The organism is Mesorhizobium sp. 113-3-3, from assembly GCF_016756495.1.
Classification (GTDB): Bacteria; Pseudomonadota; Alphaproteobacteria; order Rhizobiales; family Rhizobiaceae; genus Mesorhizobium.
Genome location: NZ_AP023244.1, coordinates 156282 through 179047, shown reverse-complemented (window position 1 = coordinate 179047; position 22766 = coordinate 156282). Strand labels below are relative to the sequence as shown.

Genomic DNA, 22766 nt, shown 5'->3' with positions numbered 1-22766 from the left:
TAAAGCCAATCTCACGTTTATCCTTCGTTGCGATGCTTGCATTCTCGATTGCATCGTGGTTATGGCAATCACCAGTTGTTAAGTCAAGCTTGTCCTTAACAAGAGAATGTGAGAGTTGTGCGCGGCCCAAATTGTCGCCACGGCACTACTGTTATAGATAAAAAACAACGGAGCACCAGACCAGTATTACAATTGCGTTTCACAGGTGAACTAGTTGTTTTTTTCGATTCTGTGCCGGGCGGCCAGAGGGGGGTTATTGACAATGGTTGAATCGATTGAAATGACACTAGAGATATGGGCCTCGGCGCTGCGCGAGGTGAAGTCCCGGATCAGGAGACTTTTCCCTCAGGAACGTGTGGCGATTTCGGCCGGACTGTTCCTTGAAGGCCTGCTCCGGGATGCGCATCGCAAAACCGGGTGGATGCGCGCCGAGGCTGCCGGTGACCCCGGGCCGTGGCGCCAACAGGCCATTCTCGGAAGGGGCAGATGGGACGCGGACGCCCTGCGCGACATTGTGCGCGGATATGCCCTCGAAACGTTGGCTGACGCCGAAGCGGTCCTAGTGATCGATGAGACGGGTTTCGTCAAGCAAGGCAAGACGTCCTGTGGGGTTGCGCGGCAGGTCAATGTCTCGACGGGCAAGATGGCCAACTGCCAGATCGGCGTGTTCGCCGCCTATGCATCCAAGCACGGGAATGCTTTCGTCGATCGCGTGCTGTATCTGCCGAGGGCCTGGACGGAAGACCCTGCCCGCCTGGCGCGGGCCCACGTGCCTGCGGGCAGGACTTTCGCGACAAAGTCCCGCCTGGCACTTGATATGATCGCGCGCATCGTCGCAGCCGACGTACCCTTCAGTTGGGTAGCGGTCGACTTGGTCTACAGTGGCGTCGACATCGAGATGGCCCTACGACGCTGGTCCAAGGGATACGTGCTCGCCGTTAGCGCAAACCATCATTTCGCTTTCCGAAATCGCTTTCTTCCGGAAGGAGGAACGGCCGAAGATATCGCACGGAACCTCGATCGCTCCGTTTGGCGGAGCTTCCCCCCGGGAGAGGCGCTACAAGACTCTGAATCATGGGCTTACTGCCCGTTCACTGACACGGACGTCGCAGGCCTCTGGACCGCAGGGCTCTTGATCCGACGTAGTGCGAACCAGGCTCTCAGCTACTTTTCAACGTGGTCTCCAGTGGGAACCGAGATCGAAACCCTTATCTCCGTGCACCAATGCTGCAGGCTTATCGAGGAAGGCCTACGCACAGCGAAGAACGAACTGGGTCTCGACCATAACGAAACCCGTTCTTGGCACGGGTGGCATCGCCACGTCTCGCTCGTCATGCTTGCATTCGCGATGGTGTCGACCGTTCGTCACAAGGCGAGCCTCGAGCCCTCGGAAGGGGTCGGAAGGCTCATGGAAACGAGCCGCCGCTTCGAACGCTTACCAAAGCCTTCCAGGAAACCGAAGCCGGGATCGCTCGGCGCCGCGGCCGCCGTCCCATGGCAGGATCAACCCGCGAACGTAGCCGCAAGCCCTTGCCGGTCAAAACGCAATAGTAGCGTGAGGTTTCCATCATGAAATTATCCGTGAAAACGAGATCCACCCGTCTTCCAAAACAGGGCCGACAAGACAGCCGGATTCGCTTGGATTGGGAGAAAATGAGGTGGTCATGCGACAAAATGCCGTCATCGATGACGATATGTCGATCAAGACATCCGACCTGAGCAAAGGCGTAGCCGGAAGCGCTCCGAGGATCGGGTTTCCGGTTAGAGCGAGTTTCAGTTTGTCGTTGAGGAGAACGCCCTTTGAAAGCCGGGATCCCAGTGAAACAGTCCAGAAAGTTGCAGAACTTGCACCATGCCCAGGCGATGTTGAGACAAATTCGTCAGACAGCGCTGACAGACGGTGAGAGCCTCCTGACCTATTTGGTCGAGATGGCTTACCTGGAAGTCAGCGATCGAATTCGGGCAACTTGGCATCTAACCCGGGCGGATTCCGGAGGCGGGCGCACTGGCGAAAAGAATGGCCCGCCGATCTAGGCCCTGCCCTAACTTGGACAGCACGTAATCATCGTTGAAAGGTTAGGTTCGATCCTAAATCATTCGTACTCGAAGTAAAAAAGATACCAGCCCTTCGACGGCCGCAATTAGACCCAATGGGAATGTGCAGTTAACGCCTTCAGAGATGATGCCTTCAATTTGCACCGCGCATCGCCAACACTTCTCGAACTCGAAGGCTTACAGAAAGCAAGGAGCATGATTATGACTGACAACAACACCGAACGCACAAGCGCAGAAGACAACAATAGTGAACAGGCAGGAGTGATTGAGGAGAATACTGAGCTCATAAACGTGGATGAGGAGCTTGCCGAGGAGCCAGGCGTGGATTTGCTGGCCCTTACGGCAGATATTGTCGCGGCTTACGTCCGGATGAATGCGACCCCTGTTGCCGGACTTCCGGATTTGATCGCTAGTGTCAATTCCGCGTTGAGGGGGATTGTTGTGCTACCGCCTGATGCAGAGGGCCCCAGGCTCGTTCCGGCAGTCAACCCCAAGCGGTCCGTGTTTCCCGACTATATCATCTGCTTAGAGGACGGAAAAAAATACAAGTCGCTTAAGCGGCATCTCAAAGTCCATTTCGGCCTGACACCCGAAGATTATAGAGCTAAATGGGGACTTACCCCTGACTATCCGATGGTGGCGCCCAACTATGCTGCCCAGCGTTCTCGCCTTGCAAAGTCTGCTGGTCTCGGCCGCAGGCCAGCTGTCAAGACACCGGGGTGAAGATCCAACCTCCCTGCTTGCTCGCGACTGCTGGACTTTTTGCCTTGGCAGACGCATCCTTCCCTAGGGGAGAGATGGTGATGGGGAATGCGGTTCAGCCATGGCGCAACCGGCGAACACCATAGTGGCGCACGCTTCTCAAAGCCCGTCTTGCAATCGTTCTTGCGCTGCTTGGGATTTCGTCTGCCGCCTATGTCCCGGCTGACAACCGGCCGCGGCTTCCGACCGTTCACTCCGGCGCGTCATCGAGTGAGGCCTCGGCGCGCAAGGCCGGTTGCAGCATCAAGGGAAATATCAAGGAGCGCGGCGAGCATATTTATCACGTGCCGGGCCAGGAATATTACCTGGCCACGCGGATAGACCCTGGGCGTGGGGAGCGATGGTTCTGCTCCGAATGGGAAGCATGGTGGGCCGGTTGGCGAAAGGCCAAGGTATGAAGAAGCGTGGGACATCCTTTTACGGATGCAGCCGCGAAATCGTGCTGTTGCTGACATCGTGCTGTTGCTGACATTGTAGCTATGGGCAACCTCGCCCCTCGCCTTCCCGGCGGCCAGCCGCGCCAATGCCTCTCGCCGCTGCTCCTGCGAGAGCTTTGGCTTGCGGCCGAACTTGACGCCCATGGCCTTGGCGCGGGCGCGGCCATTCGACGTGTTTTCCAGGATCCTGCGCCGTTGCCATTTGGCGGCCCAGCCGACAAGGAAAAGTACGAGGTCCGACATCTCCGACGTGGTGTCGATAAAGGGCTCGTCCAGCAGGCGCAGCCCGGCGCCGGCCGATGTCACGGTCCTGAGGATGTTCAGCATATCAAAGGGGTCCCGCGCCATGCGGTCGCTGACGACGGCATAGACGACGTCGCCCGGCTTCAGGGATCTTAACAGCCGCTGCAATCGGGGGCGGTCCGCATCCTTGCCGCTACGCTTTTCAAAGAAAATCTTCTCGCAGCCAGCCGTCTGCAGGCGTTCAATCTGGGCGGCCAAGTCCTGCGCTTCGGTCGACACCCGCGCATAGCCGTATTTCATTCACTTGTGTCTCCTGCGTTGCTTCAGAAATCACGACTTTTGCAAGAGTCGTCGGGAGTAATATTTGCCTTTTTTTGGGCTTACCTGACAGCTATTTTGCTAAAAATATGTGCAGAAAACCCAATGCGCGCGCCATCCGCAGGCGCGCGCAAAAGTCGTGATTTCTGCATAAACCTGCCGTCTCTCCAGCTTCCTCACTACAGATGCACCGTTGAGACGTAGCGCAGCCTTGTCCTTCGTCGTGGCCCAGCCGATTCCCGAGCGCCACCCGGTCAGTGGCCTTGAGGTAGTCGTAAAGCGATCCCGGATTTTGTCGCTGGCGTTCGCATTGGCGCTAGCTGCCGCGCCCGCCTTCTCTCAAGAGAAACTTTCCCTTGATGTGACGGTGCCGGCCGTCAGCCTACCGTCACAATTGTTCAGGCCCAATGGCCAGGCTGCTGACTTCCTTGGGATAGGTCTCGGCCAAACGGTCGATGACGTCCGCAAGATCTTGACCGGCCAGAATTTCTCCAACGAAAGCCCGTCAAATCGCTTCCTACTGGAGGAGGAGTACAACAGCGTCGAGATTGTCGCGTCCGGTCCGAACCGATACTTCACCAACATCGTTTGGTCCGGGCCATCGGACGCCTCCGCCGACCAAAGCATGAGGGTCGAATTTTCCTCTCCGCTGACAGGTCAGCGCTCAACGGATGTCCGGCGCTTCGTCACGTACAAGGGTGGCATGGGCCCGCTGGTGGAGACGCTTCGCGCGGCGATCATCCAGAAATACGGACCACCCAGCCGCGACAGCAAAACCAAGATGGAGTGGTACTGGAGCAACGGCCAGGCGGTCGAGAAATATGCTCAGGACCATCAAATGCTGGTCGGCATGGCTACTGACGGCGACCACGTGAAGGCCGTCACCTATGTCCTTATCGACGAGGCCGGGACACACGCCGACGACGATCGACGGGCTCAATTCGAGAAATCGGTCGAGAGCGCGGCCAAAAAGATCCGCGACGCCCACGCCGCCGCACCCAAGCTTTAGACATTCCACAACAAACGAGGACGATCTTGAACATGATTTCGTGCGCCCTGACTCTTCGCCTCGCGGCTGTCGCCGCCAGCCTATTGGTGTCGGCATTGCCCAGCGCTGCCAAAGACATCGTTGGTTTTGTTGATCAAGTGACGAAGCAAGCAAATCCCAGCCTGATCCTCATTCTGCTCAACAAAGAGACCTGGACCTCCAACACCATCGACACCATCACAGGCCAGTTGAACGCCAAAAAGTTCAAGTTTGACCTTCAGGCTACAATCAAGGAGACCGGCCACGCGACATCGCTTGGCCCTTCAACTGGCCGAGCTACGGCGCGGTGTTCTGCATGGGCCAGGCGATGGACTGCGACTGGATAAAGTCACAGGCCGAAGCAAAGGGCTTCGAGGGCGATTTCTACAACGCCATGTTGGAGAAGCGATAAGCGTCCGTTGAAGCCCTTGCGCAGTTCCCCCCAAAATAGGTGCTCCCTTGCGACGTAGCATAGCCTTGCCTCTCCTCGCGGTCGGGATTCTGTCCGCTTGCAATCCATTCGCAGCTAACCTGAAAAACGAAATCGTTGGACGGTGGGAGAGCCCTACCTTGACCCAAGCCAGCGCCGGTTTTTCGCGGAATTCAAAATGGGCGGGGACGTGTTCTTCCTCAACAGCAACACCTCTACCTCCAGGGCCGATTGGTCGTTTCTCCAGAGCGGCGAGCTCCAGATCACCTATCCCGCTGGCTTTTCGAGACGGTGCAAGGCGACGATCGCCGGCACCTCGCTGACCATCGAGCCGCCGACATGCTTTTACGGTTGGGATGACGTCGGGCCGAGTATCGCGCTCGTCAAGCAATGACGCGCCCTGTCCCCTGACTGCGTCGATCGCTTTACCGCGCAGACGACTGTCCAGCTCTTCTCCCGAGGTTACCGCCATGCAAAACACAATCAAGATTCCGACCATAGCGTGGGGCATCGCCGCGCTGATCTTCTTTCCGTTCTTTGTTCCGAATTCCTACAATATCAGCCTGTTCGGCATTCGTTTTCTCCCCGCTGCCTTCTTCGCCTATGTCGCCTATCGGACTTACAGGAGCGGGCTCGCGGCAGGCGCCGGCCCCGAAGAACGCGCCCTGGTCCGCCACCAAGCTTTCGCAGCCGTGGCCTTATCTCTGATCAGTGTGATCCTCGGTATCGGGTTTGGCCTGATCCGACCGCCAAACTTCAACTCTGTCATGCCATCGGTCGCCAGCATCGAGGGCAAGTACAGGGATCCGAACGGCAGCACGGTCGAGTTTCTTGGCGACGGCACTGCTGTCATCTTTATTCGAGGAACTCAAGCGATCTGGAAATGGAGCACCTATTCGGGCAATCGCCTGAAACTCGAGCCCGACCCCGGTATGATCGGCATTTCGTCCGCGATGTGTGACTACCAGCTCACCGGCTCCAGCTTGCGGGTCACCGGGTGCGAGTATGCGATGCAATTGACCCGGCTCTGAAGCATTTCCGAGCTCCTTTGTCGATCTGACCCAAACCATCGGAGAATCCCCATGACCATGCACAATGTTAGACTGGCCGCCCTTGCGTTCGCCGTCCTGGTGGCGGCGACCGGGGTCACCGCTGCTCACGCCCAGCCTCCAAAGTTGGGCGAAGCGGCCGCAACCTTGGCTATCACCGAATATGCCGAGACTAACTGCCCAGGCCTCGCCGTGGACCATGCCAAGCTTGCAGCTTATTTCGCCGCCGGCGGATTCACCGCCGATCAACTTAAGAAAGAAGGGAAATACCGGCATGTAAGGGATATCGACCTCCCTGGCGACGTCGCCAACAGGGGAGCCGCCGCAGTTTGCTACGACATTCAGGCATCCTGGTACGTGCCGAGCGATACCCTTCGCCACAAGATTGTTTTCAAACCATAAGTCCACATCTGCTGAGGAGAGATTTCATGAACAAAGCCATAGGCCTTGGCATTGTAGGCGCTCTGGTCGGGGCCGGCGTCGGGTTTCTGACGGAACCACAACCTGCATTGTCGATGCTGGCGACCGCTGACCCCGACGCCACCTATCAGTCAGCCATAGTGAGCCACATTGCAATTTATGCCGTGGTTGGGCTTGTCGCCGGCGCAGTCTTGGGGGCGCTAACGCTCCTGGCTGGGAAAGCCAGATGAGCCTTATCCGAGTGCGCCAGGAGCGGGAGTTGAATGGTTTTGACCCGCGATGAAGCCAGGGCAGCACTTCTGCGCCAGATAGACGGCTTGCCGGACAAGCAAGCCGCTATCGCTCACAAGCTGGTTCCGATCTTTGACGAGATCGAAGCCGCCGCGTCCTACGTGAACGATGTGAACACGCTCATGGCCGCCCTCCAGTTCGTGGAATACATGGCGACTGGTGTGCGGCCGAGGTCAGATACGGTGCAATAGGGTTGCCATGGGTTTCAGGCATGTAGTGGCGTTCAACGCGGTGACTGGCACCTTCCTGCCGACGCAAGCCAGCGCCCAGGAAGAGCCTTCTCAACCTATCCCAAGCCAGCGATTCAAGCTCGGCCAAAGCGACGGCTGCTTTCGCTACATTGGCGACGCCGTCGAGTTTATCGGCCGCTTCAAGGCCGGGAGCTATGTCGGCGTATCGATGATCACCGTCGGCCGGGACGGCTTGCCGACACCGGCCGCCGATGAGGACCGGTCACCGGCAATGGACCTGCCGGAGTGGAAAAGCGCCTCCCCCTATTTCTGGTTCGGCCCGGCGCCCAGCAGCCGTGACTACTCCATCACGTTCTCGCCTCGTGCCGCATGGGGCAGTTCCGCAATCGTCACGATCTGCGGCCGCCAGTCACCGCCGGAAAGCTGACACAGCCTTCCTCCCGTCTCGCTAAAACAAGCGGCAGCTTTGTGACGGCCCTTCCCGTCGCTGTCGAGCGACGCGTGCCCTCAAAATGCGCACTGAGGCGAACAGCGTTTCCCTTGGGTGGCAAAGAACAGCATCCGATACTTTATCGTCTATATAATTGATAGACATAGTAAACAGCGTAAGTAGGAGCCATTACCAAGATTGGAGCGAGACGATGATGTTAGCTGTGGAGAGATTTTCGAGAAGGAGGTTGGGCGCCCTCGTGACCGCTTTGGCGCTCGCTTTGATCGCTTCATCCGCCCCGTTCGGGGCCAAGGCGGGTAGTCCGGACGCGGGTAAGGCTGCCGACCACAATCCCCGACGGCACGGTGCTTCGCATCGGCGATCCCGAGACGCAAAGGGCGCTGGAACTCTCGGGCCTGATCGACCAACTGCCGTTTAAGGTCGAATGGGCCAATATCAGCGGCGGTCCACAGACAATCGAAGCTTTTCGCGCCAAGGCGCTGGACGTCGGATCGGTCGCCGACATTCCGCCCATCCACGCGACCTGGACGGGGCTCAAGGTCAAGATTATTGCCGCGAAGTTCCGCAAGGATCCGGTTGCGCACCCGATTTATCAACTCGGCATTGCCCCGGGCGTCGAGGTCAAAACGCTCGCGGACTTGCGCGGCAAACGGATTGCGTTCAGCCCCGGCCAGGCGCAAGGCGCATTGGTGTTGAGGGTCCTGCAGGCCGCCGGGCTCAAAAAGGAGGATGTCAATCTCATCGAACTGCCCAGCAAAGGCGACGCCTATCCGGTGGCGCTTGCCGGCAAGCAGGTCGATGTCGCGCCGATCTGGGGCGTCCTCATCAAGCACTATCTGCACCAGTATGGTGCTGACGGCGCCACCACCATCCCGCATGGCTTGCGCGACGATCCAGAGCATCTCTATGCGCCACAGGCGGTGCTTGACGATCCGGCCAAGGCTGCCGCTCTCGGCGAATATGTGCGCTACTGGGCACTTGCGACCCGATGGGTGCAGGAACATCCCAAAGAGTGGATCGAGGGCTACTACGTCGCCACCCAGGGCCTCAACGCAGAAGATGGCCAGTATCTCGTCGACGCCGACGGACAGTTCGACATCCCGTCCGACTGGAACGATGTGATCGCGCGCCAGCAGGCGACGATCGATCTGCTGGCCAAAGAACTGAACAGGCCCACGATCAAGGCCGAAGATCTTTTCGACAGGCGCTTCGAAAAGATTGCCACAAATGCGCTGAACGCGTCCTGACCCCGCTTTCAAGACTGGACGAAGCAGATGAACGCATTCTCCAATACCGCTGCCGTTGCCGCCAACATTGGCTATGCATCTGATGAGAGGGCGTTGATCCCGCCCGCCGTAAAGCCCTGCAAGACCAGGACGAGGCGCCGCCTGGCGCTTGGGCGAGCGATCCCGTTTGGCGCGCTGATTGGGCCCGCACTTCTTCTCGTGATCTGGTCCCTTGGCAGTGTCGCTGGCCTGATCGATCCAAGAACGCTGCCGGCGCCTTGGTCGGTTGTCGGCACGGCCATCGATCTCATCGCCGAAGGCAAGCTTCAGGATCATCTGATGACGTCTGCCTGGCGGGCGGCACAGGGCCTGGTGTTCGGAGTCCTGATCGGGACCGTGCTTGCCCTGGTTTCAGGGTTGTCCCGACTTGGCGAGGCGATCATCGACGGCCCGGTTCAGATCAAGCGGGCGATACCGACGCTCGCCCTGATCCCGCTGCTGATGCTGTGGTTCGGCATTGGCGAGGGCATGAAGGTGACGGCCATCGCGTTGGCTGTGCTGATCCCGATCTATATCCAGACCCATAACAGCTTGCGCAGCATCGACAACCGTTATGTCGAACTGGCCCACACCTTGCGGATGGGCTACGGCGAATTCATCCGGCAGGTCATCCTGCCGGGCGCCCTTCCCGGCTTCTTCCTCGGCCTGCGTTTGGCGGTAACCTACGCCTGGCTGTCTCTGGTGGTGGTCGAGCAGGTCAATGCCACCAGCGGCATCGGCTATATGATCGATCTGGCGCGCAACTACGGCCAGACCGACATTATCATCGTCGGCCTCGTCGTCTACGCCTTGCTCGGTCTCGGCTGCGACGGCATCGTTCGGTTCTTCCAGGAAAGGTCGCTGTCATGGCGTCGCACCTTGGCGGATTGAGCGGTGCGCCCGTGGTGCGGGTCGAGAACCTCGTAAGGAGTTTCGGGCCGCGAACCATCCTCGACGGCCTCAGTCTCGACATCGAAAAGGGCGAGTTCGTTGCCCTTCTCGGCCGCAACGGCTCGGGCAAGAGTACATTGTTGCGCGCGCTCGCCGATCTCGATGACAAAGTCTCTGGCTCTGGCCGCCTCGATACGCCCGACAAGAAATCGGTGGTGTTCCAGGATGCCCGACTGCTGCCGTGGAAACGCGTGCTGGAGAATGTGGTTCTTGGCCTCGATCTGCCTGATGCCGCCGCACGCGGGCGGACGGCTCTCGAAGAGGTTGGCTTGAGCGGGCGCGAGACCGCATGGCCGGTCGAGCTCTCTGGTGGCGAGCAGCAGCGCGTGGCATTGGCGCGCTCGCTGGTTCGTGATCCTGACCTGCTGCTGGCGGACGAGCCGTTCGGCGCACTCGACGCGCTGACCCGCCTGCGCATGCACGATCTGCTGCGCCAGCTCTGCGCCCGTCACCAGCCCGCCGTCCTGCTGGTCACTCATGATGTGGACGAAGCCGTGACGCTGGCGGACCGGGTTTTGGTGCTCGACAATGGCGCGATCGCCGCCGACATCGCAATCGATATCCCCAGGCCACGCGATCATGGCCATCGCCGGTTCGGCGAGATCCGCTCCGAACTTCTGCGTCATCTCGGCGTCGAGACGAGGCCCGTGCTGCCCGTCTAAGCGACCGAAGACTTGTCGCTCAGCGTTACCCCCCAGGAGGCCCCACATATGCCCACTGCATCACGACAGTTGAACCTCAACCTTTTCATCTATCCTGGCGGTCATCATGAAGCCGGCTGGCGCTACAAGGATTCCGCCCCTGAGAGAGCGCTGGATATCGCCTATTATCAGGAACTGGCGAAAAAGGCCGAGGCGAGCAAGTTCGACGCGCTGTTCTTTGCCGATGGACCCGCGCTCGCCGACAACATCCGCTACGCAAGTCGCTTCAGGCTGGAGCCGCTGACATGGATTTCGGCGCTCGCGGCCGTGACGAAAAGCATCGGCTTCATCGCGACCGCCTCGACCACCTACAACGAACCCTACAACCTGGCCAGGCTGTTTGCTTCTGTCGATCATCTGAGCGGCGGGCGCGCCGGTTGGAACATCGTCACCACCGGCGATGCGTCGGCAGCGTTGAATTTCGGCTTTGACCGACATCCAACCCACGCCGACCGCTACGAACGCGCCGGTGAGTTCGTCGATGTGGTGACGAAGCTCTGGGACAGCTGGGAGGACGACGCGCTGGTCTCGGACCGGGCGTCCGGCATTTTTGCCGACACCGACAAGATCCACGCAATCAACCACATCGGCAAATATCATCGGGTGAAGGGCCCGCTCACGCTTCCGCGCTCGCCGCAGGGGCGCCCGGTCTACGTCCAGGCCGGTTCTTCGGAAGACGGACGGTCGTTCGCAAGCCGCTATGCCGAGGCGATCTTCACAGCCCATCAGACACTCGGCAACGCGCAGGAATTTTATGCTGACATCAAGGCGCGCGTGAAGTCGGTTGGCCGCAACCCTGACCACGTCAAGGTCCTGCCCGGCATCAGCCCGTTTATCGGTTCAACCGAGGCGGAAGCCCGCGCTCTGCAAGACGAGTTCAACGAGCTGACGCAGCCGGAATATTCGCTTGACCAGCTACGCCGCATCGTCGACGCCGACCTTTCCGACTACAATCTGGACGGGCCATTTCCGCGCGAGCTCATCAGCGTCGAGGGCGAGCGCGGGGCGAGCAGCCGCTTCCACGTCGTACTCGACATCATCGAGCGCGAGAATCCTACCATCCGCCAGTTGCTGCACCGCCTCGCCGGCGCGCGCGGGCACTGGGTCCAGGCCGGGACGCCCGAACAGATCGCCGACAACATTCAGGAATGGTTCGACAATGGTGCCGCGGACGGCTTCAATGTCATGCCGCCCTATCTGCAGGGCGGTTTCGACGTGTTCGCCGATGAGGTGGTGCCGATCTTGCGGCGGCGCGGACTTTTCCGGCACGATTATGATGGGCCAACGCTGAGGGACCATTTCGGTCTGCCGCGCCCTGACAATACGTTCAGCCAACCGCAAAAGGCGAGCGCCTGACCTATTTTCACAGCAGGAAAGAGCGCGTGGCGGGTAAGGCCGATAAATGACCAGCTTTCAAGACCCAATGGACGGAATTTCCCAGGAGGCCTTGGCCGGATTGGTGGCCCAGGCGGTACAACAGGCATTGATGCAGCACGGCGTCTTGCTGGACACAGAAGCGCTGGTTTTCACCGGCATGATCGCCGGGAGCGTTGCCGCCGCCCTTCCCTTCCTGTCACACGCACAGCGGCTTGCGATCGGCTCTTTCGGAGGTGACTTGCCCGCGCTCACCTCCGAGTTCTTCGGCAAGATTGCGAAACGGATCTCCCGCTACGATTCGGTTGCGTCTGATTGCGCCTGTGAAGGCACCGCACCGACAGATGGGATGCCTGTATCCAGACACATTGCCGATCGCGCCTCCGACCTCCAGGCAGTGCTCATCGAAGACTGGGCCGGAGAGGTTGCCGGGTCGACCTATCTGGAGGAGAAATTCCGCATCCCTCGCTCGACGCTGCATCGCTGGAAGCGGCGGGGCGAAGTCGTGGCGCTGCGCAAGGGCGGTCGCAAACACGTCTTCCCGCTCGCCCAGTTCGTCGACGGCAGGCCAGCCATGGGCATAAGGGAGGTGTTGGCGGCGATTAGCAATCCGAGACTGGCCTGGTTTTGGTTGACCCGGCCCTGTACAGAACTCGACGGCCGCATTCCCATCGAAATGCTCCGCGAGGACTTGATCGAGGACGTGGCGCGAATTGTACGCACCCTTTTCCAACCACACGTTCCGGCACCCGCCTCCACGTTTTCAACGGGGGCAAGACGCACCGGCACCGATCGCTCACTGGCCGACGTTGGCGCCATTTTCCAGATACCTTCCGACTTGGCATGTTCCAGAAATGGGCAGAAATAGCATTTTCTTCATTGGTAAATCTGCCCCTCGACAACCAGGGAAACGGATGCCCGAGCAATCCGTCAGCCTGAAGCCAGCCTGACCGGTTGGCTCTTCGGCTGCCGTGCCGAAAGCAGGGCGGCGAACTGGTCCACGGCCTGCTCGGCCCGCGCCAGGACCAGCGGGTCGACAAGCTTGCCGTCGGCAAAATCGCTGTCGCTGCCATAGACCGCGCTCGGCACCGTCAGCGCCGAGTAGAAACCGAACAGCGGGCGGAGCTGGTGCTCGACCACCAGCGCATGGCGCTGGCCGCCGCCCGTCGCGCCGATCAGGACCGGCCGGTCGACGAGCGCCAGCGGATCGATGAGGTCGAACAGATGCTTGAACAGGCCGGCATAGGAGCCGTTGTAGACCGGCGTCGTGACGATCAGCGCGTCGGCCTGTTCGACGGCGGCCACCACATTCAGCGCCTCCGGTGTCAACTCTTTTCGCATGAACGCAGCACCCAGACCACGGCCGGCATCGACGAGATCGAGGAAATTCACCGTGACCGACAATCTTTCGCGCAGCGCCTCGCCCAGATGATGCGCCAGCGTCCGTGATTTCGACGGCCTGTGGGTGTTGCCGGATAACACGACGATGTTCTGGCGCAGGCGTTCGACATGGAAATTCATGGGCTCTCTCATCTGTCCGAAGCGATTGAAATTCGGGCGGGGCCGCCGGCCCCGCCATCTCGTCGGGGGCTGTCAGGCGGCGCGCAGAGGCCGGGCCAGCGGGATCGGGGCGGCCGGCTCCGAACGCGGCACGCGGCCTTCGACCGGGTGGCTCGGATCGTTGAACCCATGCGTCGACGCATGACCGGCGGTAACAAGGCGGTCGACAAAGGCCTCGTCCTCGGCGGTCAGCCTGAAGTCCAGCGCCTTGGCATAGCTGTCCCACTGTTCCTCGGTCCGCGGGCCGGCGATCGCCGCCGTGATCAGCTGGTTGTTGAGCACCCAGGCCAGCGCGAAATCGGCGGCAGAGACACCGCGCGACTTTGCATGCGCCGCGATCTGCCTGGCGATCTCGATCGATTCCGGGCGCCACTCGGTCTCGGCGATGCGCTTGTCGCCACGGCCGGCCCGCGTGTCGGCGGCCGGCGCCTGGTTCGGCTCGTATTTCCCGGTCAGCACGCCGCGCGCCAGCGGGCTGTAGGAGACGACGCCGAGGCCATAATAGGCGGCTGCCGGCAGTTGCTCCGCTTCGGCGGTGCGGTTGACGATGTTGTAGAGGGGCTGGCTGGCCACCGGCCGGTCGATGCCGAGTTCATCGGCCAGATGCGCGACTTCGGCGATGCGCCAGCCACGGAAGTTCGACACGCCGAAATAGCGCAGCTTGCCCTGGCGGATCAGGTCGGCGATCGCCCGCACCGGCTCTTCCAGCGGCGCATCGAGGACCGCGCGGTGGAAATAGAACAGGTCGATATAGTCTGTCCCCAGCCGCCGCAGGCTGTTCTCGACCGTCTGAATCACCCATTTGCGCGAATGGCCGCCGAGATTAGGCCCCTTGTCATGCGAGTTGACGAATTTGGTCGCCACGACCCAGTGATCGCGCGTCGCCTTGATGCCGCGGCCGACGACTTCCTCGGACTTGCCGTTGTGGTAGACGTCGGCGGTGTCGATGAAGTTGATGCCTTGCTCGCGCGCCTTGTCGATGATGCGGTGTGCAACCGTCTCCTCGGTCGGGCCGCCAAACATCATCGTGCCGAGGCTGAGCTGGGAAACCTTCAGGGCGCTGCGGCCGAGATAGCGGTAGTCGGACATTGGTATGCTCCGTTGGACTTTCAGTTGAGGGTTGGTTCGGCGTAGTGGCAGGCGACGTGATGTCCCGGCGCAATCGCCCGGAACGCCGGCTCCTGCGACCGGCAGAGATCAGTCGCCAGCGGGCAGCGCGTGTGGAAGCGGCAGCCGCTTGGGATGTTCTGCGGGCTCGGCAGATCGCCATGGATGGGTGCTGCCTGACGCCGGCGTGCCGGGTCCGGCACCGCATCCATCAGCGCGCGCGTGTAGGGATGCTTTGGCGAGGTCCACAGCGTGGCGTTGTCGGCGCTTTCGACGATGCGGCCGAGATACATGACCAGCACCCGGTCGGCGAAATAGCGGACCACCGACAGGTCGTGCGAGATGAACAGGTAGGACAGGCCAAGCTGCCGCTTCATGTCGACCAAAAGGTTGAGGATCTGCGCCTGGATGGAGAGATCGAGCGCCGACACAGGTTCGTCGCAGACGACCAGTTCCGGATTGAGGATCAGCGCGCGGGCAATGCCGATGCGCTGGCGCTGACCGCCGGAAAATTCATGTGGGTAGCGGCCAAGCGAATCTCTTGGCAAACCGACACGCTCGATGATGTCCTCGACAACCTTGCGCCGCTCGGCCTTGTTGCCGATGCCATGGACTTTCAACGGCGACGTCAAAATATCGCCGATCGTGTGGCGTGGGTTGAGCGACGCGAACGGATCCTGGAAAATCATCTGGATGTTGCGCCGCGCCGCCTTCAGCCGGCGAGCGTCGAGCGCCGTGATGTCGGTGCCGTTGAACTCGATCTTGCCGCCCGTCGGATCGACCAGCCGCATGATGGTCTTGCCGAGTGTCGACTTTCCGCAACCGCTCTCGCCGACGAGACCAACCGTTTCGCCACGCCCGACCTCGAGGGAAACGCCGTCGACGGCGCGCAATGCACCACCCTGGGCATGAAAATGCGTGGAGAGGTCAGAGACCGAGAGCAGCGCCATGCGCAACCTCCGGAATGAAGCTGTAGGGGCAAGCGACCAACCGGTCTTCGCTGACTTCGACGAGATCGGGCACGAAATGGGCGCAGCTGTCGCGCGCCACCGCGCAGCGCGGTCGGAACGGACAGCCCTTCTCGCCGGCGGCAGAGACGATGCTGCCGGGAATCTCCGTCAGCCTGGCGTCGCGGTAATGGAGATTGGTCTTCAGCCGCGGCGACGCCGCCAGCAGGCCGCGCGTATAGGGGTGAAGCGGGGTTCTGAACAACGCGCCAGGCAGCGCCTGCTCGACCTTGCGGCCGGCATACATGACGACGACCTTGTCTGCCCACTGCGCGACGACGCCGAGATCGTGAGTGATAAGCACGACGGCCATCGACAGTTCGCGGCGCAGCGCGTCGAGCAGGTCGAGCACCTGCGCCTGGATGGTCACATCGAGCGCCGTCGTTGGTTCGTCGGCAATCAGCAGGCGCGGCCGGCAGGCAACGGCGATGGCAATCATGACGCGCTGGCGCATGCCGCCGGAAAGCTGGTGCGGATAGTCGTCGATGCGCCGCTGCGGATCGGGAATGCGCACCAGATTGAGAAGCTCGATGGCACGGTTCCGCGCGGCCTGGCCGCGGATGCCTTCGTGCAGCGTCAGCACCTCGGTGATCTGCCGGCCGATGGTCAGCACCGGATTGAGCGAGGTCATCGGCTCCTGGAAGATCATGGCGATCTCGCGTCCGCGCAAATTGCGCATCGCCTTCTGTTCGAGACCGAGCAGGTCCCTGCCGGCGAATTCGATCCTGCCATTGGGGATTTTCGCCGAGCGCGGCAGAAGCTGCATCAGGGCGAGTGCCGTCAGCGACTTGCCGGATCCCGATTCACCGACGATCGCCAGCGTCTCGCCTTCGCCCACCTCGAAGCTCAGCCGGCTGACCGGCTCGGTGGTTGGAAAACGAACCGTCAGATTGTCGACCCTGAGCAAGGCAGCCATCTTTAGCGCTCCTGTGAGAAGCGCGGATTGAGTGCGTCGTTGAGGCCGTCGCCGATCAGGTTCAACGCCAGCACGGTGAAGACGATCGCAAGTCCTGGCAGTGCGGTCAGATACCAGGCGGTGCGGATCAGCTCCCTGCCCGCTCCAATCATCGAGCCCCAGCTGACGACGTTGGGATCGCCGAGGCCCATGAAGGACAGCGCCGATTCCATCAGGATCGCGGTCGCCACCATCACCGACGAGGTCACGATCAAAGGTGGCAGCGCGTTGGGCAGGATTTCGCGAAAGATGATGCGGGCATGGCCATAGCCGAGGCTGCGGGCGGCTATGACGAAATCCTTCTCGCGGATGGCGCGGAATTCGGCGCGTGTCAGCCGCGCCACCGTTGGCCAGGTGATGACGGCAATCGCTACGGTCACGACAAGCGCGGTCGGCTGCGCGATCGCCACCATGACGACCAGAAGCACGAAGCTCGGTATGGTCTGAAAGATCTCGATCAGGCGCACCAGCAGATCGTCGACCCAGCCACCGAAATAACCGGCGGTGGCACCGACAAGGATGCCGAAGCTCAGACCGAGCGCCGTCGCCACCAGGCCGACGAACAGCGAAATCCGCGCGCCGTGCAGAATGCCGGAAAGCACGTCACGGCCCATGGAATCGGTGCCCAGCGGAAAGGCCGGATTCTGGCCCGGCCAGAGGAAAGGCCGCGCTACCATCGACAGCGGATCGGCCGGATAGAGGACGGGCGCCAGCAGTGCGGCCAGCACGACCAGCGACAGGAACACCACGCCAAACATGGCGTTGGGATTGCGCAGGAAAATCTTCAGCGCGCGCCCAGCTGCGGCAACCGGCACCGACGCCGCCGAAGCGGAGCGTGCGTCGGGCGCGTGCAGATTGCTCCAGCTTTTTGCCTCGGGTTCTGGCGGCGCCGCAAGCTCGCGGGCCTCAGCATAGGCGCGGCGGGAGCGGGCGTCGCCGGCGGCGAAATCGGTGGAAGCCATCAGCGTACTCCGATGCGGGGATCGAGCCAGGCGTGCAGAAGGTCAACGGTCGCGTTGGCGATGATGACCAGCAGCGACGACAGCAGAAGGATGCCAAGCAGCACGGTGAAATCGCGGCCCATTACGGCCTCGAAGGCGAGACGCCCGAGGCCTGGCCAGGAATAGACGGTCTCGACAACCACGGCGCCACCGAGCATGCCGCCGACGTGCATGCCGGCCATGGTGGTGATAGGGATCAGCGCGTTGCGCAGAACGTGGCGGATGGTGATGATAGTCGGCGACAGGCCCTTGGCGGCGGCCGTGCGCACATAGTCCTGTGACTGGACTTCCAGCATCGCCGCCCGGGTCAGCCGCGCATAGATTGCCACGTAGAACAGCGCTAGCGACAACGCCGGCAAGATCATGTAGCGCGCCTTGTCCCAGAAGCCGGCAAGGCCAGTCAGGTTGCTGCCGATGGTTCCCGAACCGCCGCTCGGCAGCCAGCCGAGCTTGACCGAGAACAGCACGATCAGCATCAAACCGATCCAGAAGCCCGGGATGGAATAAAACAGCAGCGAAAGCACCGACAGCAGGCGATCCGGCAGCCGACCGGAAAACGCCGCCATCAGCGAACCGAGCACGAGGCCGAGTGCGATCGCAATGCTCAGCGCCACCGCCATCAGCAGCAGCGTACCCGGCAGCCGCTGGCCGATCAGATCGGCGACCGGCATGCCGTAACGCGGCGAAAAGCCGAGGCTGAAATGCGCCAGATTGTAGAGATAGTTGAACAGCTGGACGAGCAGCGGATTGTCGAGGCCAAAGCGTTCGCGCAGCGCCGCCATCGTCTCTACCGTGGCAGAACCGGCCTCGCCGGCCATGACGTCGGCGGCATCGCCGGGCGCGAGCTGCAGCAGAAAGAAGTTCAGGATCACGATGCCCAGCACGGTTGGCACCGCCTGGATCGCGGTGCGTCGAAACGTTCTGCCAATGCGCGTCAGGGTCGACATCGTTTTCGCTATCCCGGCTGTGGCTGACGTTACCGGCTTGCTGTTTCGCGGAGAGCTCCGTGCTTTTTAGTTGACAAGATTTATAGACGTTGTCAAATCTGAATTCAGAAATTTCATCCTGCAAATGGCAATTTTGCAGAATGGAATTTTATTTCATGCTACGAAATTAGCCGTTCGAAGCATGAAATCTTAAGCATGAGGGCGGGTCGGCCAAATCTTTTCGCAAACAGGCCTGCTCTTGGAACGACGGATTTTTCACCCGGCGGCTGACGACCGGCTGATCGGGGCGGGTAGCAAAAAAGGACTAGGCGCGATGTCTCATTTCCTCATTCCGAACCGCCGCAGGTTCCTCGGCATCTCGGCAGCCGCGCTCGGAGCGACCCTATTGCCGGTATCGCGCCGGGCCTACGCCGCCGAGCCGAAGCAGGGCGGTACGGCGACATTTTTGCTGTCGGCCGAGCCACCGGTGCTGACGACCATCGCGCATACGGCGTTCAATTCCGTCTACGTCTCGGCCAAGACCACAGAGGGTCTGCTGACCTACGATTTCGATCTCACGCCGCGCCCGTCGCTGGCAAAACAATGGTCGGTCAGCGATGACGGCCTGCACTACACTTTCAAGCTGCGCGAAGGCGTGAAGTGGCATGACGGCCAGTCATTCACCGCCGCTGATGTCGCCTACTCGATCGCCACGATCAAGGAGGTTCATCCGCGCGGCCGCAACACCTTCCTCAACCTTGTCGACATCCAGACACCGGACCCGCTGACCGTGGCGCTGGTGCTGTCGAAGCCGGCGCCCTACCTGATCACGGCGCTGGCCGCGGCCGAAACGCCGATCGTGCCGCAACACCTTTATGACGGCAGCAAGGCTGCCGAAAACCCGGTCAACACGGCACCCGTCGGCACCGGCCCCTTCGTCTTCAAGGAATGGGTGCGCGGCAGCCACATCGTCTACGAACGCAATCCCGATTATTGGGACGCGCCGCGGCCCTATCTCGACCGGCTGATCGTCCGCTTCATCCCCGACGCCTCCGCGCGCGCTTTGGCGCTGGAGACCGGCGAGATCGATCTGGCGCCGGCAACGCCGATTCCGTACAGCGACTTGCAGCGCTTCGAAACGCTGCCGCATATCGGTTTCGAGAAGCAGGGCTACCAGTATTCCAACGGCATCAGCCGGGTCGAGTTCAACCTGGAAAAACCCTATTTCCAGGATGTTCGCGTCCGCCGCGCTTTCGCCCATGTCATCGACCGCGACATTATCCGCGACACGATCAACTATGGTTATGGCGCAAGCATTCCCGGCCCGATCAACCCCAATCTGAAGAAGTGGTTCGTCGCGGACCTGAAGACCTATCCGGTCGACATTGCCGCCGCCGAGAAACTGCTCGACGAGGCAGGCTTGCCACGCGACGCCGACGGCACCCGGCTCAAGCTTGTCCACGATTATGTGCCGAGCGGTGAGACCTACAAGCGCGGCGCCGACTACATCAAGCAGGCGCTGTCGGCGGTCGGGATCGCGGTCACCGTGCGCAGCCAAGATTTCGCCACCTACACCAAACGCATCTACACCGATCGCGATTTCGACTTCACCTTCAACGGCATGAGCAATCTGTTCGACCCGACGGTCGGCGTGCAGCGCCTCTACTGGTCGAAGAATTTCAAGCCGGGCGTGCCGTTCTCCAACGGTTCGAAATACAGCAATGCCAAGGTCGATGAACTGCTTGAGGCGGCCGCCGTCGAGGTCGACCACGAAAAGCGCTTCGAACAATGGGCCGCGATCCAGCAGATCCTGGTCGAGGACCTGCCCGACATCGGCATCGTCAGCCAGCCGGAAATCACCCTCTACAACAAGCGCGTCGCCGACCACACGGTGGGCGCCGAGGGCAATGCCGGCTCCCTTGCAACAGCCCATATCGTCGCCTGATCCGCCAACCCATGCGCGGTCCTTCGCGCAGGGTTCTTTCCCCTCCCCGAGAGATCCCAAAATGACGCTCGCCCACAAGCCTGGTTCCATCGTCGGCACACCCTTCTTCAAGGCGCCGACCGACTATCCGGACAGCCCGCTGTCGAAAGCGCTTCAGCAGCCGGTGCTGCTCGGGCTCTTCCTGCCGATCCAGGCCGGCGGCTGGACCAACTCGACCCTGCCGCGCTCGACCGACTGGCGCTTCGACTACAATCGCGACCTGACGCTCAAGGCCGAGGAGCTTGGCTTCGACCTCGTCTTCGCGCTCAGCCAATGGCTGCCCAAGGGCGGCTATGGCGGCGTTTTCAACGGCCAGGCGCTGGACAGTTTCGTGTCCGTGGCGGCGATGGCCGCAATCACCAAGAAGATCATGCTGATCTCGACCATGCATGTTCTCTACGGCCCGTGGCATCCGCTGCATCTGGCGAAATTCGGCGCCACGCTCGACCATATCTCCGGCGGCCGCTGGGGCATCAACGTGGTCACCGGCCATCGCGCGGTAGAACACGAGATGTTCGGCTGGAACCGCATCGAGCATGACCGCCGCTATGAACTCGCGGCCGAGTTCGTCGAGGTGCTGCAGCGGCTGTGGCAGGACGACGAGAATTTCTCCTTCTCCGGAGAATCGAGCTGGAAGCTCAATGGCGGCTTTGTCACGCCGAAGCCGAATTACGGCAGGCCGATCCTGGTCAACGCCACCGGTTCCGATGCCGGCATTTCTTTTGCCGGCCGTTACTCCGACATCGTCTTCGTCACCAGCCCGGCCGGCTCCGACATCGCCAGCGCGCTGGAGGCATTGCCGGCGCATACCAAGAAGGTGAAGGACGCAGCCCTCGGTGTCGGCCGCACCGTGCGCACGCTGCTCAATCCGCTGGTCATCAGCCGACCGACGGAAAAAGAAGCCTGGGCGGTCGCCGATGAGATCGTCGCTCATGCCGACAGCCGCACACCGAAAGGCTTCCAGACCTTCAACAGCGACGCCCAGGCCTGGAAAGGCCGCGAAGGCCGCGACGATCCTTACGCCAAGGTCGGCGGCAACATCTATCTCATCGGCACGCCCGAACAGATCGTCGACCAGTTCGTCAAGCTCAAGGACGCCGGCATAGACGGCCTGCAGCTGTCCTTCTTCGACTTCAAGCCCGACCTTGAATTCTTCGGCGAAAACATCCTGCCGCTGATGAAACAGGCCGGCCTGCGCAACGCCTGAGGAGCAACCATGACCACGACCGCGATCTCCGAAATCTGGTACACGCGCTGCCCGGTGCCGACGCCTGTCGGCCTTGCCGCGCAGCTCGGGCTTCTCGACGAAACCTTCCGCAAGGAGGGTATCGAACTGAAGTCGATCATCGATTCACCCAACCGCGATATCCGCCAGAGCCATTTCAACCACACGCTCGACTGGTCGTTCCGCCACGGCGGCAACGTGCCGCCGATCCGCGCGCGCTCCGAAGGGCGCAAGACGCGTCTCGTCGGTATCACCTGGACCGACGAGTTCCAGGCGATCATCACCTTGCCCGGTACCGGCATCAGGACAACGCAGGACCTGAAAGGCCGCCGCTTCGGCATCGCCCGGCGTCCCGAAGGCATTGTCGACTTCATGCGGGCGACGGCGCTGAAGGGACTGGTCTCGGCGCTCTCGCTCGAAGGGCTCAGCCATGCCGAGGTCGAGATCGTGGACATCGCGCTGGCCGACAGCGTGCTCGACAGCCAGGAAGGGCCATCGCTGTTCGGCCTCAAGCGCAAGCAGGCCTATGGCGAGGAGGTAGCCGCCCTGATCCGCGGCGAGGTCGACGCCATCTATGTCAAAGGTACGGCCGGCATCAATGTCGCCAATCTGATCGCCGCCATCCAGGTCGCCGAATTCGGCTTCCACCCCGACCCGAACATCCGCATCAATTCGGGTTCGCCGCGCGTTTTGACCGTCGACAATTTGCTGGCCGAAGAGCGCCCCGATCTGGTCGCGCGACTGATCGAGACGATCCTGCGCGCCAGCGCCTGGGCCGAGGCGCATCCAGACGAGACGCGCCGCTTCGTCGCCCGCGAATCCGGTGCCACCGAAGAACAGGTGCTGGCCGCCAATGGCCCGGATGTCCACAAACACCTCGGCCTCGGACTGCAGCCTGAGCTCGTCGCGGCGGTTTCCCACTACAAGGATTTCCTGCGTGACTGGGGTGTTCTCGCCAGCGATTTCGACGTCGAGGAATGGGTCGATCGCCGGCCGCTCGATCTGGTGAACATCCGCGCCGCCGCCTGAGTGAAAG

General features: G+C 61.4%; 23 protein-coding genes and 3 pseudogenes. 19 read left to right on the top strand and 7 right to left on the bottom strand.

From position 1 onward, the window contains the following. Positions 1-262: 262 nt before the first annotated feature. The 3 genes and pseudogenes from JG746_RS34985 to JG746_RS37960 all read left to right on the top strand — a co-directional run. Positions 263-1405: pseudogene (locus JG746_RS34985) on the top strand (IS701 family transposase); the annotation flags it as partial. 851 nt (positions 1406-2256) lie between these two features. After that, positions 2257-2778 (top strand): MucR family transcriptional regulator, encoded by a 522-nt coding sequence (locus tag JG746_RS34980; protein ID WP_199202328.1) that lies wholly within the window; start codon positions 2257-2259, stop codon positions 2776-2778. Positions 2779-3101: 323 nt separating this feature from the next. Further along, positions 3102-3215 carry a hypothetical protein gene (locus JG746_RS37960; protein WP_446721239.1) on the top strand — a complete coding sequence of 38 codons (114 nt, stop codon included), beginning with the start codon at positions 3102-3104 and terminating at the stop codon, positions 3213-3215. 108 nt (positions 3216-3323) lie between these two features. On the opposite strand, the pseudogene JG746_RS34975 reads toward JG746_RS37960, so the two are convergent. Further along, positions 3324-3797: pseudogene (locus JG746_RS34975) on the bottom strand (recombinase family protein); the annotation flags it as partial. A gap of 229 nt (positions 3798-4026) precedes the next feature. Here JG746_RS34975 and JG746_RS34970 point away from each other — a divergent pair. From JG746_RS34970 to JG746_RS34910, 13 genes and pseudogenes are all read left to right on the top strand, one after another. Continuing rightward, positions 4027-4824: a hypothetical protein gene (locus tag JG746_RS34970; protein WP_199202327.1), complete on the top strand. Its 798-nt coding sequence runs from the start codon at positions 4027-4029 to the stop codon at positions 4822-4824. 26 nt (positions 4825-4850) lie between these two features. Further along, positions 4851-5189 carry a hypothetical protein gene (locus tag JG746_RS34965; RefSeq protein WP_199202326.1) on the top strand — a complete coding sequence of 113 codons (339 nt, stop codon included), beginning with the start codon at positions 4851-4853 and terminating at the stop codon, positions 5187-5189. 261 nt (positions 5190-5450) lie between these two features. Beyond that, positions 5451-5666 (top strand): hypothetical protein, encoded by a 216-nt coding sequence (locus JG746_RS34960; RefSeq protein ID WP_199202325.1) that lies wholly within the window; start codon positions 5451-5453, stop codon positions 5664-5666. A gap of 76 nt (positions 5667-5742) precedes the next feature. After that, positions 5743-6303 (top strand): hypothetical protein, encoded by a 561-nt coding sequence (locus tag JG746_RS34955; RefSeq protein WP_199202324.1) that lies wholly within the window; start codon positions 5743-5745, stop codon positions 6301-6303. Positions 6304-6354: 51 nt separating this feature from the next. After that, positions 6355-6723 (top strand): hypothetical protein, encoded by a 369-nt coding sequence (locus tag JG746_RS34950; protein WP_199202323.1) that lies wholly within the window; start codon positions 6355-6357, stop codon positions 6721-6723. A 26-nt stretch (positions 6724-6749) separates the two neighbouring features. Beyond that, complete coding sequence (locus JG746_RS34945) at positions 6750-6971, top strand: hypothetical protein (protein WP_199202322.1); 222 nt, start codon at positions 6750-6752, stop codon at positions 6969-6971. Between the two features lie 33 nt (positions 6972-7004). Next, a complete protein-coding gene (locus JG746_RS34940; RefSeq protein WP_199202321.1) occupies positions 7005-7223 on the top strand; it encodes a hypothetical protein in 219 nt (72 codons plus the stop codon). Positions 7224-7230: 7 nt separating this feature from the next. Next, entirely contained in the window at positions 7231-7650 is a 420-nt protein-coding gene (locus tag JG746_RS34935) for a hypothetical protein (protein ID WP_199202320.1), read from the top strand. A gap of 217 nt (positions 7651-7867) precedes the next feature. Continuing rightward, a pseudogene (locus tag JG746_RS34930) lies at positions 7868-8921 on the top strand (ABC transporter substrate-binding protein). Between the two features lie 27 nt (positions 8922-8948). Next, positions 8949-9830 (top strand): ABC transporter permease, encoded by an 882-nt coding sequence (locus JG746_RS34925; protein WP_199202077.1) that lies wholly within the window; start codon positions 8949-8951, stop codon positions 9828-9830. Continuing rightward, the gene (locus JG746_RS34920) at positions 9806-10552 is read left to right on the top strand and encodes an ABC transporter ATP-binding protein (RefSeq protein WP_199202078.1); all 747 of its coding nucleotides are present in this window, start codon (positions 9806-9808) and stop codon (positions 10550-10552) included. The genes JG746_RS34925 and JG746_RS34920 overlap by 25 nt, the downstream gene beginning before the upstream one ends. Before the next feature lie 48 nt (positions 10553-10600). Beyond that, positions 10601-11947, top strand: a complete 1347-nt coding sequence (locus JG746_RS34915) for an LLM class flavin-dependent oxidoreductase (protein WP_199202079.1) — start codon at positions 10601-10603, stop codon at positions 11945-11947. Positions 11948-11993: 46 nt separating this feature from the next. Beyond that, positions 11994-12833: an antitoxin Xre/MbcA/ParS-like domain-containing protein gene (locus tag JG746_RS34910; RefSeq protein WP_199202319.1), complete on the top strand. Its 840-nt coding sequence runs from the start codon at positions 11994-11996 to the stop codon at positions 12831-12833. A 62-nt stretch (positions 12834-12895) separates the two neighbouring features. Here JG746_RS34910 and msuE read toward each other — a convergent pair whose 3' ends face one another. The 6 genes from msuE to JG746_RS34880 form a co-directional block, all read right to left on the bottom strand. After that, positions 12896-13486 carry an FMN reductase gene (gene msuE, locus JG746_RS34905; protein ID WP_199202318.1) on the bottom strand — a complete coding sequence of 197 codons (591 nt, stop codon included), beginning with the start codon at positions 13484-13486 and terminating at the stop codon, positions 12896-12898. 72 nt (positions 13487-13558) lie between these two features. Then, complete coding sequence (locus tag JG746_RS34900; protein WP_199202317.1) at positions 13559-14614, bottom strand: aldo/keto reductase; 1056 nt, start codon at positions 14612-14614, stop codon at positions 13559-13561. A 20-nt stretch (positions 14615-14634) separates the two neighbouring features. Next, complete coding sequence (locus JG746_RS34895) at positions 14635-15582, bottom strand: ABC transporter ATP-binding protein (protein ID WP_199202316.1); 948 nt, start codon at positions 15580-15582, stop codon at positions 14635-14637. Further along, positions 15560-16555 carry an ABC transporter ATP-binding protein gene (locus JG746_RS34890; RefSeq protein ID WP_199202315.1) on the bottom strand — a complete coding sequence of 332 codons (996 nt, stop codon included), beginning with the start codon at positions 16553-16555 and terminating at the stop codon, positions 15560-15562. The genes JG746_RS34895 and JG746_RS34890 overlap by 23 nt, the downstream gene beginning before the upstream one ends. Before the next feature lie 2 nt (positions 16556-16557). Next, positions 16558-17556, bottom strand: a complete 999-nt coding sequence (locus tag JG746_RS34885) for an ABC transporter permease (protein ID WP_199202314.1) — start codon at positions 17554-17556, stop codon at positions 16558-16560. Further along, on the bottom strand, positions 17556-18542 hold the full coding sequence (locus JG746_RS34880) for an ABC transporter permease (protein ID WP_199202313.1): 987 nt from the start codon (positions 18540-18542) through the stop codon (positions 17556-17558). Before JG746_RS34880 ends, JG746_RS34885 begins: the two co-directional genes overlap by 1 nt. A gap of 313 nt (positions 18543-18855) precedes the next feature. On the opposite strand from JG746_RS34880, the gene JG746_RS34875 reads away from it, so the two are divergent. The 3 genes from JG746_RS34875 (at position 18856) to JG746_RS34865 (ending at position 22759) form a co-directional block, all read left to right on the top strand. After that, positions 18856-20466 carry an ABC transporter substrate-binding protein gene (locus JG746_RS34875; RefSeq protein WP_199202350.1) on the top strand — a complete coding sequence of 537 codons (1611 nt, stop codon included), beginning with the start codon at positions 18856-18858 and terminating at the stop codon, positions 20464-20466. 61 nt (positions 20467-20527) lie between these two features. Continuing rightward, complete coding sequence (locus JG746_RS34870; RefSeq protein WP_199202312.1) at positions 20528-21712, top strand: LLM class flavin-dependent oxidoreductase; 1185 nt, start codon at positions 20528-20530, stop codon at positions 21710-21712. A gap of 9 nt (positions 21713-21721) precedes the next feature. Continuing rightward, a complete protein-coding gene (locus JG746_RS34865) occupies positions 21722-22759 on the top strand; it encodes an ABC transporter substrate-binding protein (protein ID WP_199202311.1) in 1038 nt (345 codons plus the stop codon). Positions 22760-22766: the final 7 nt, after the last annotated feature.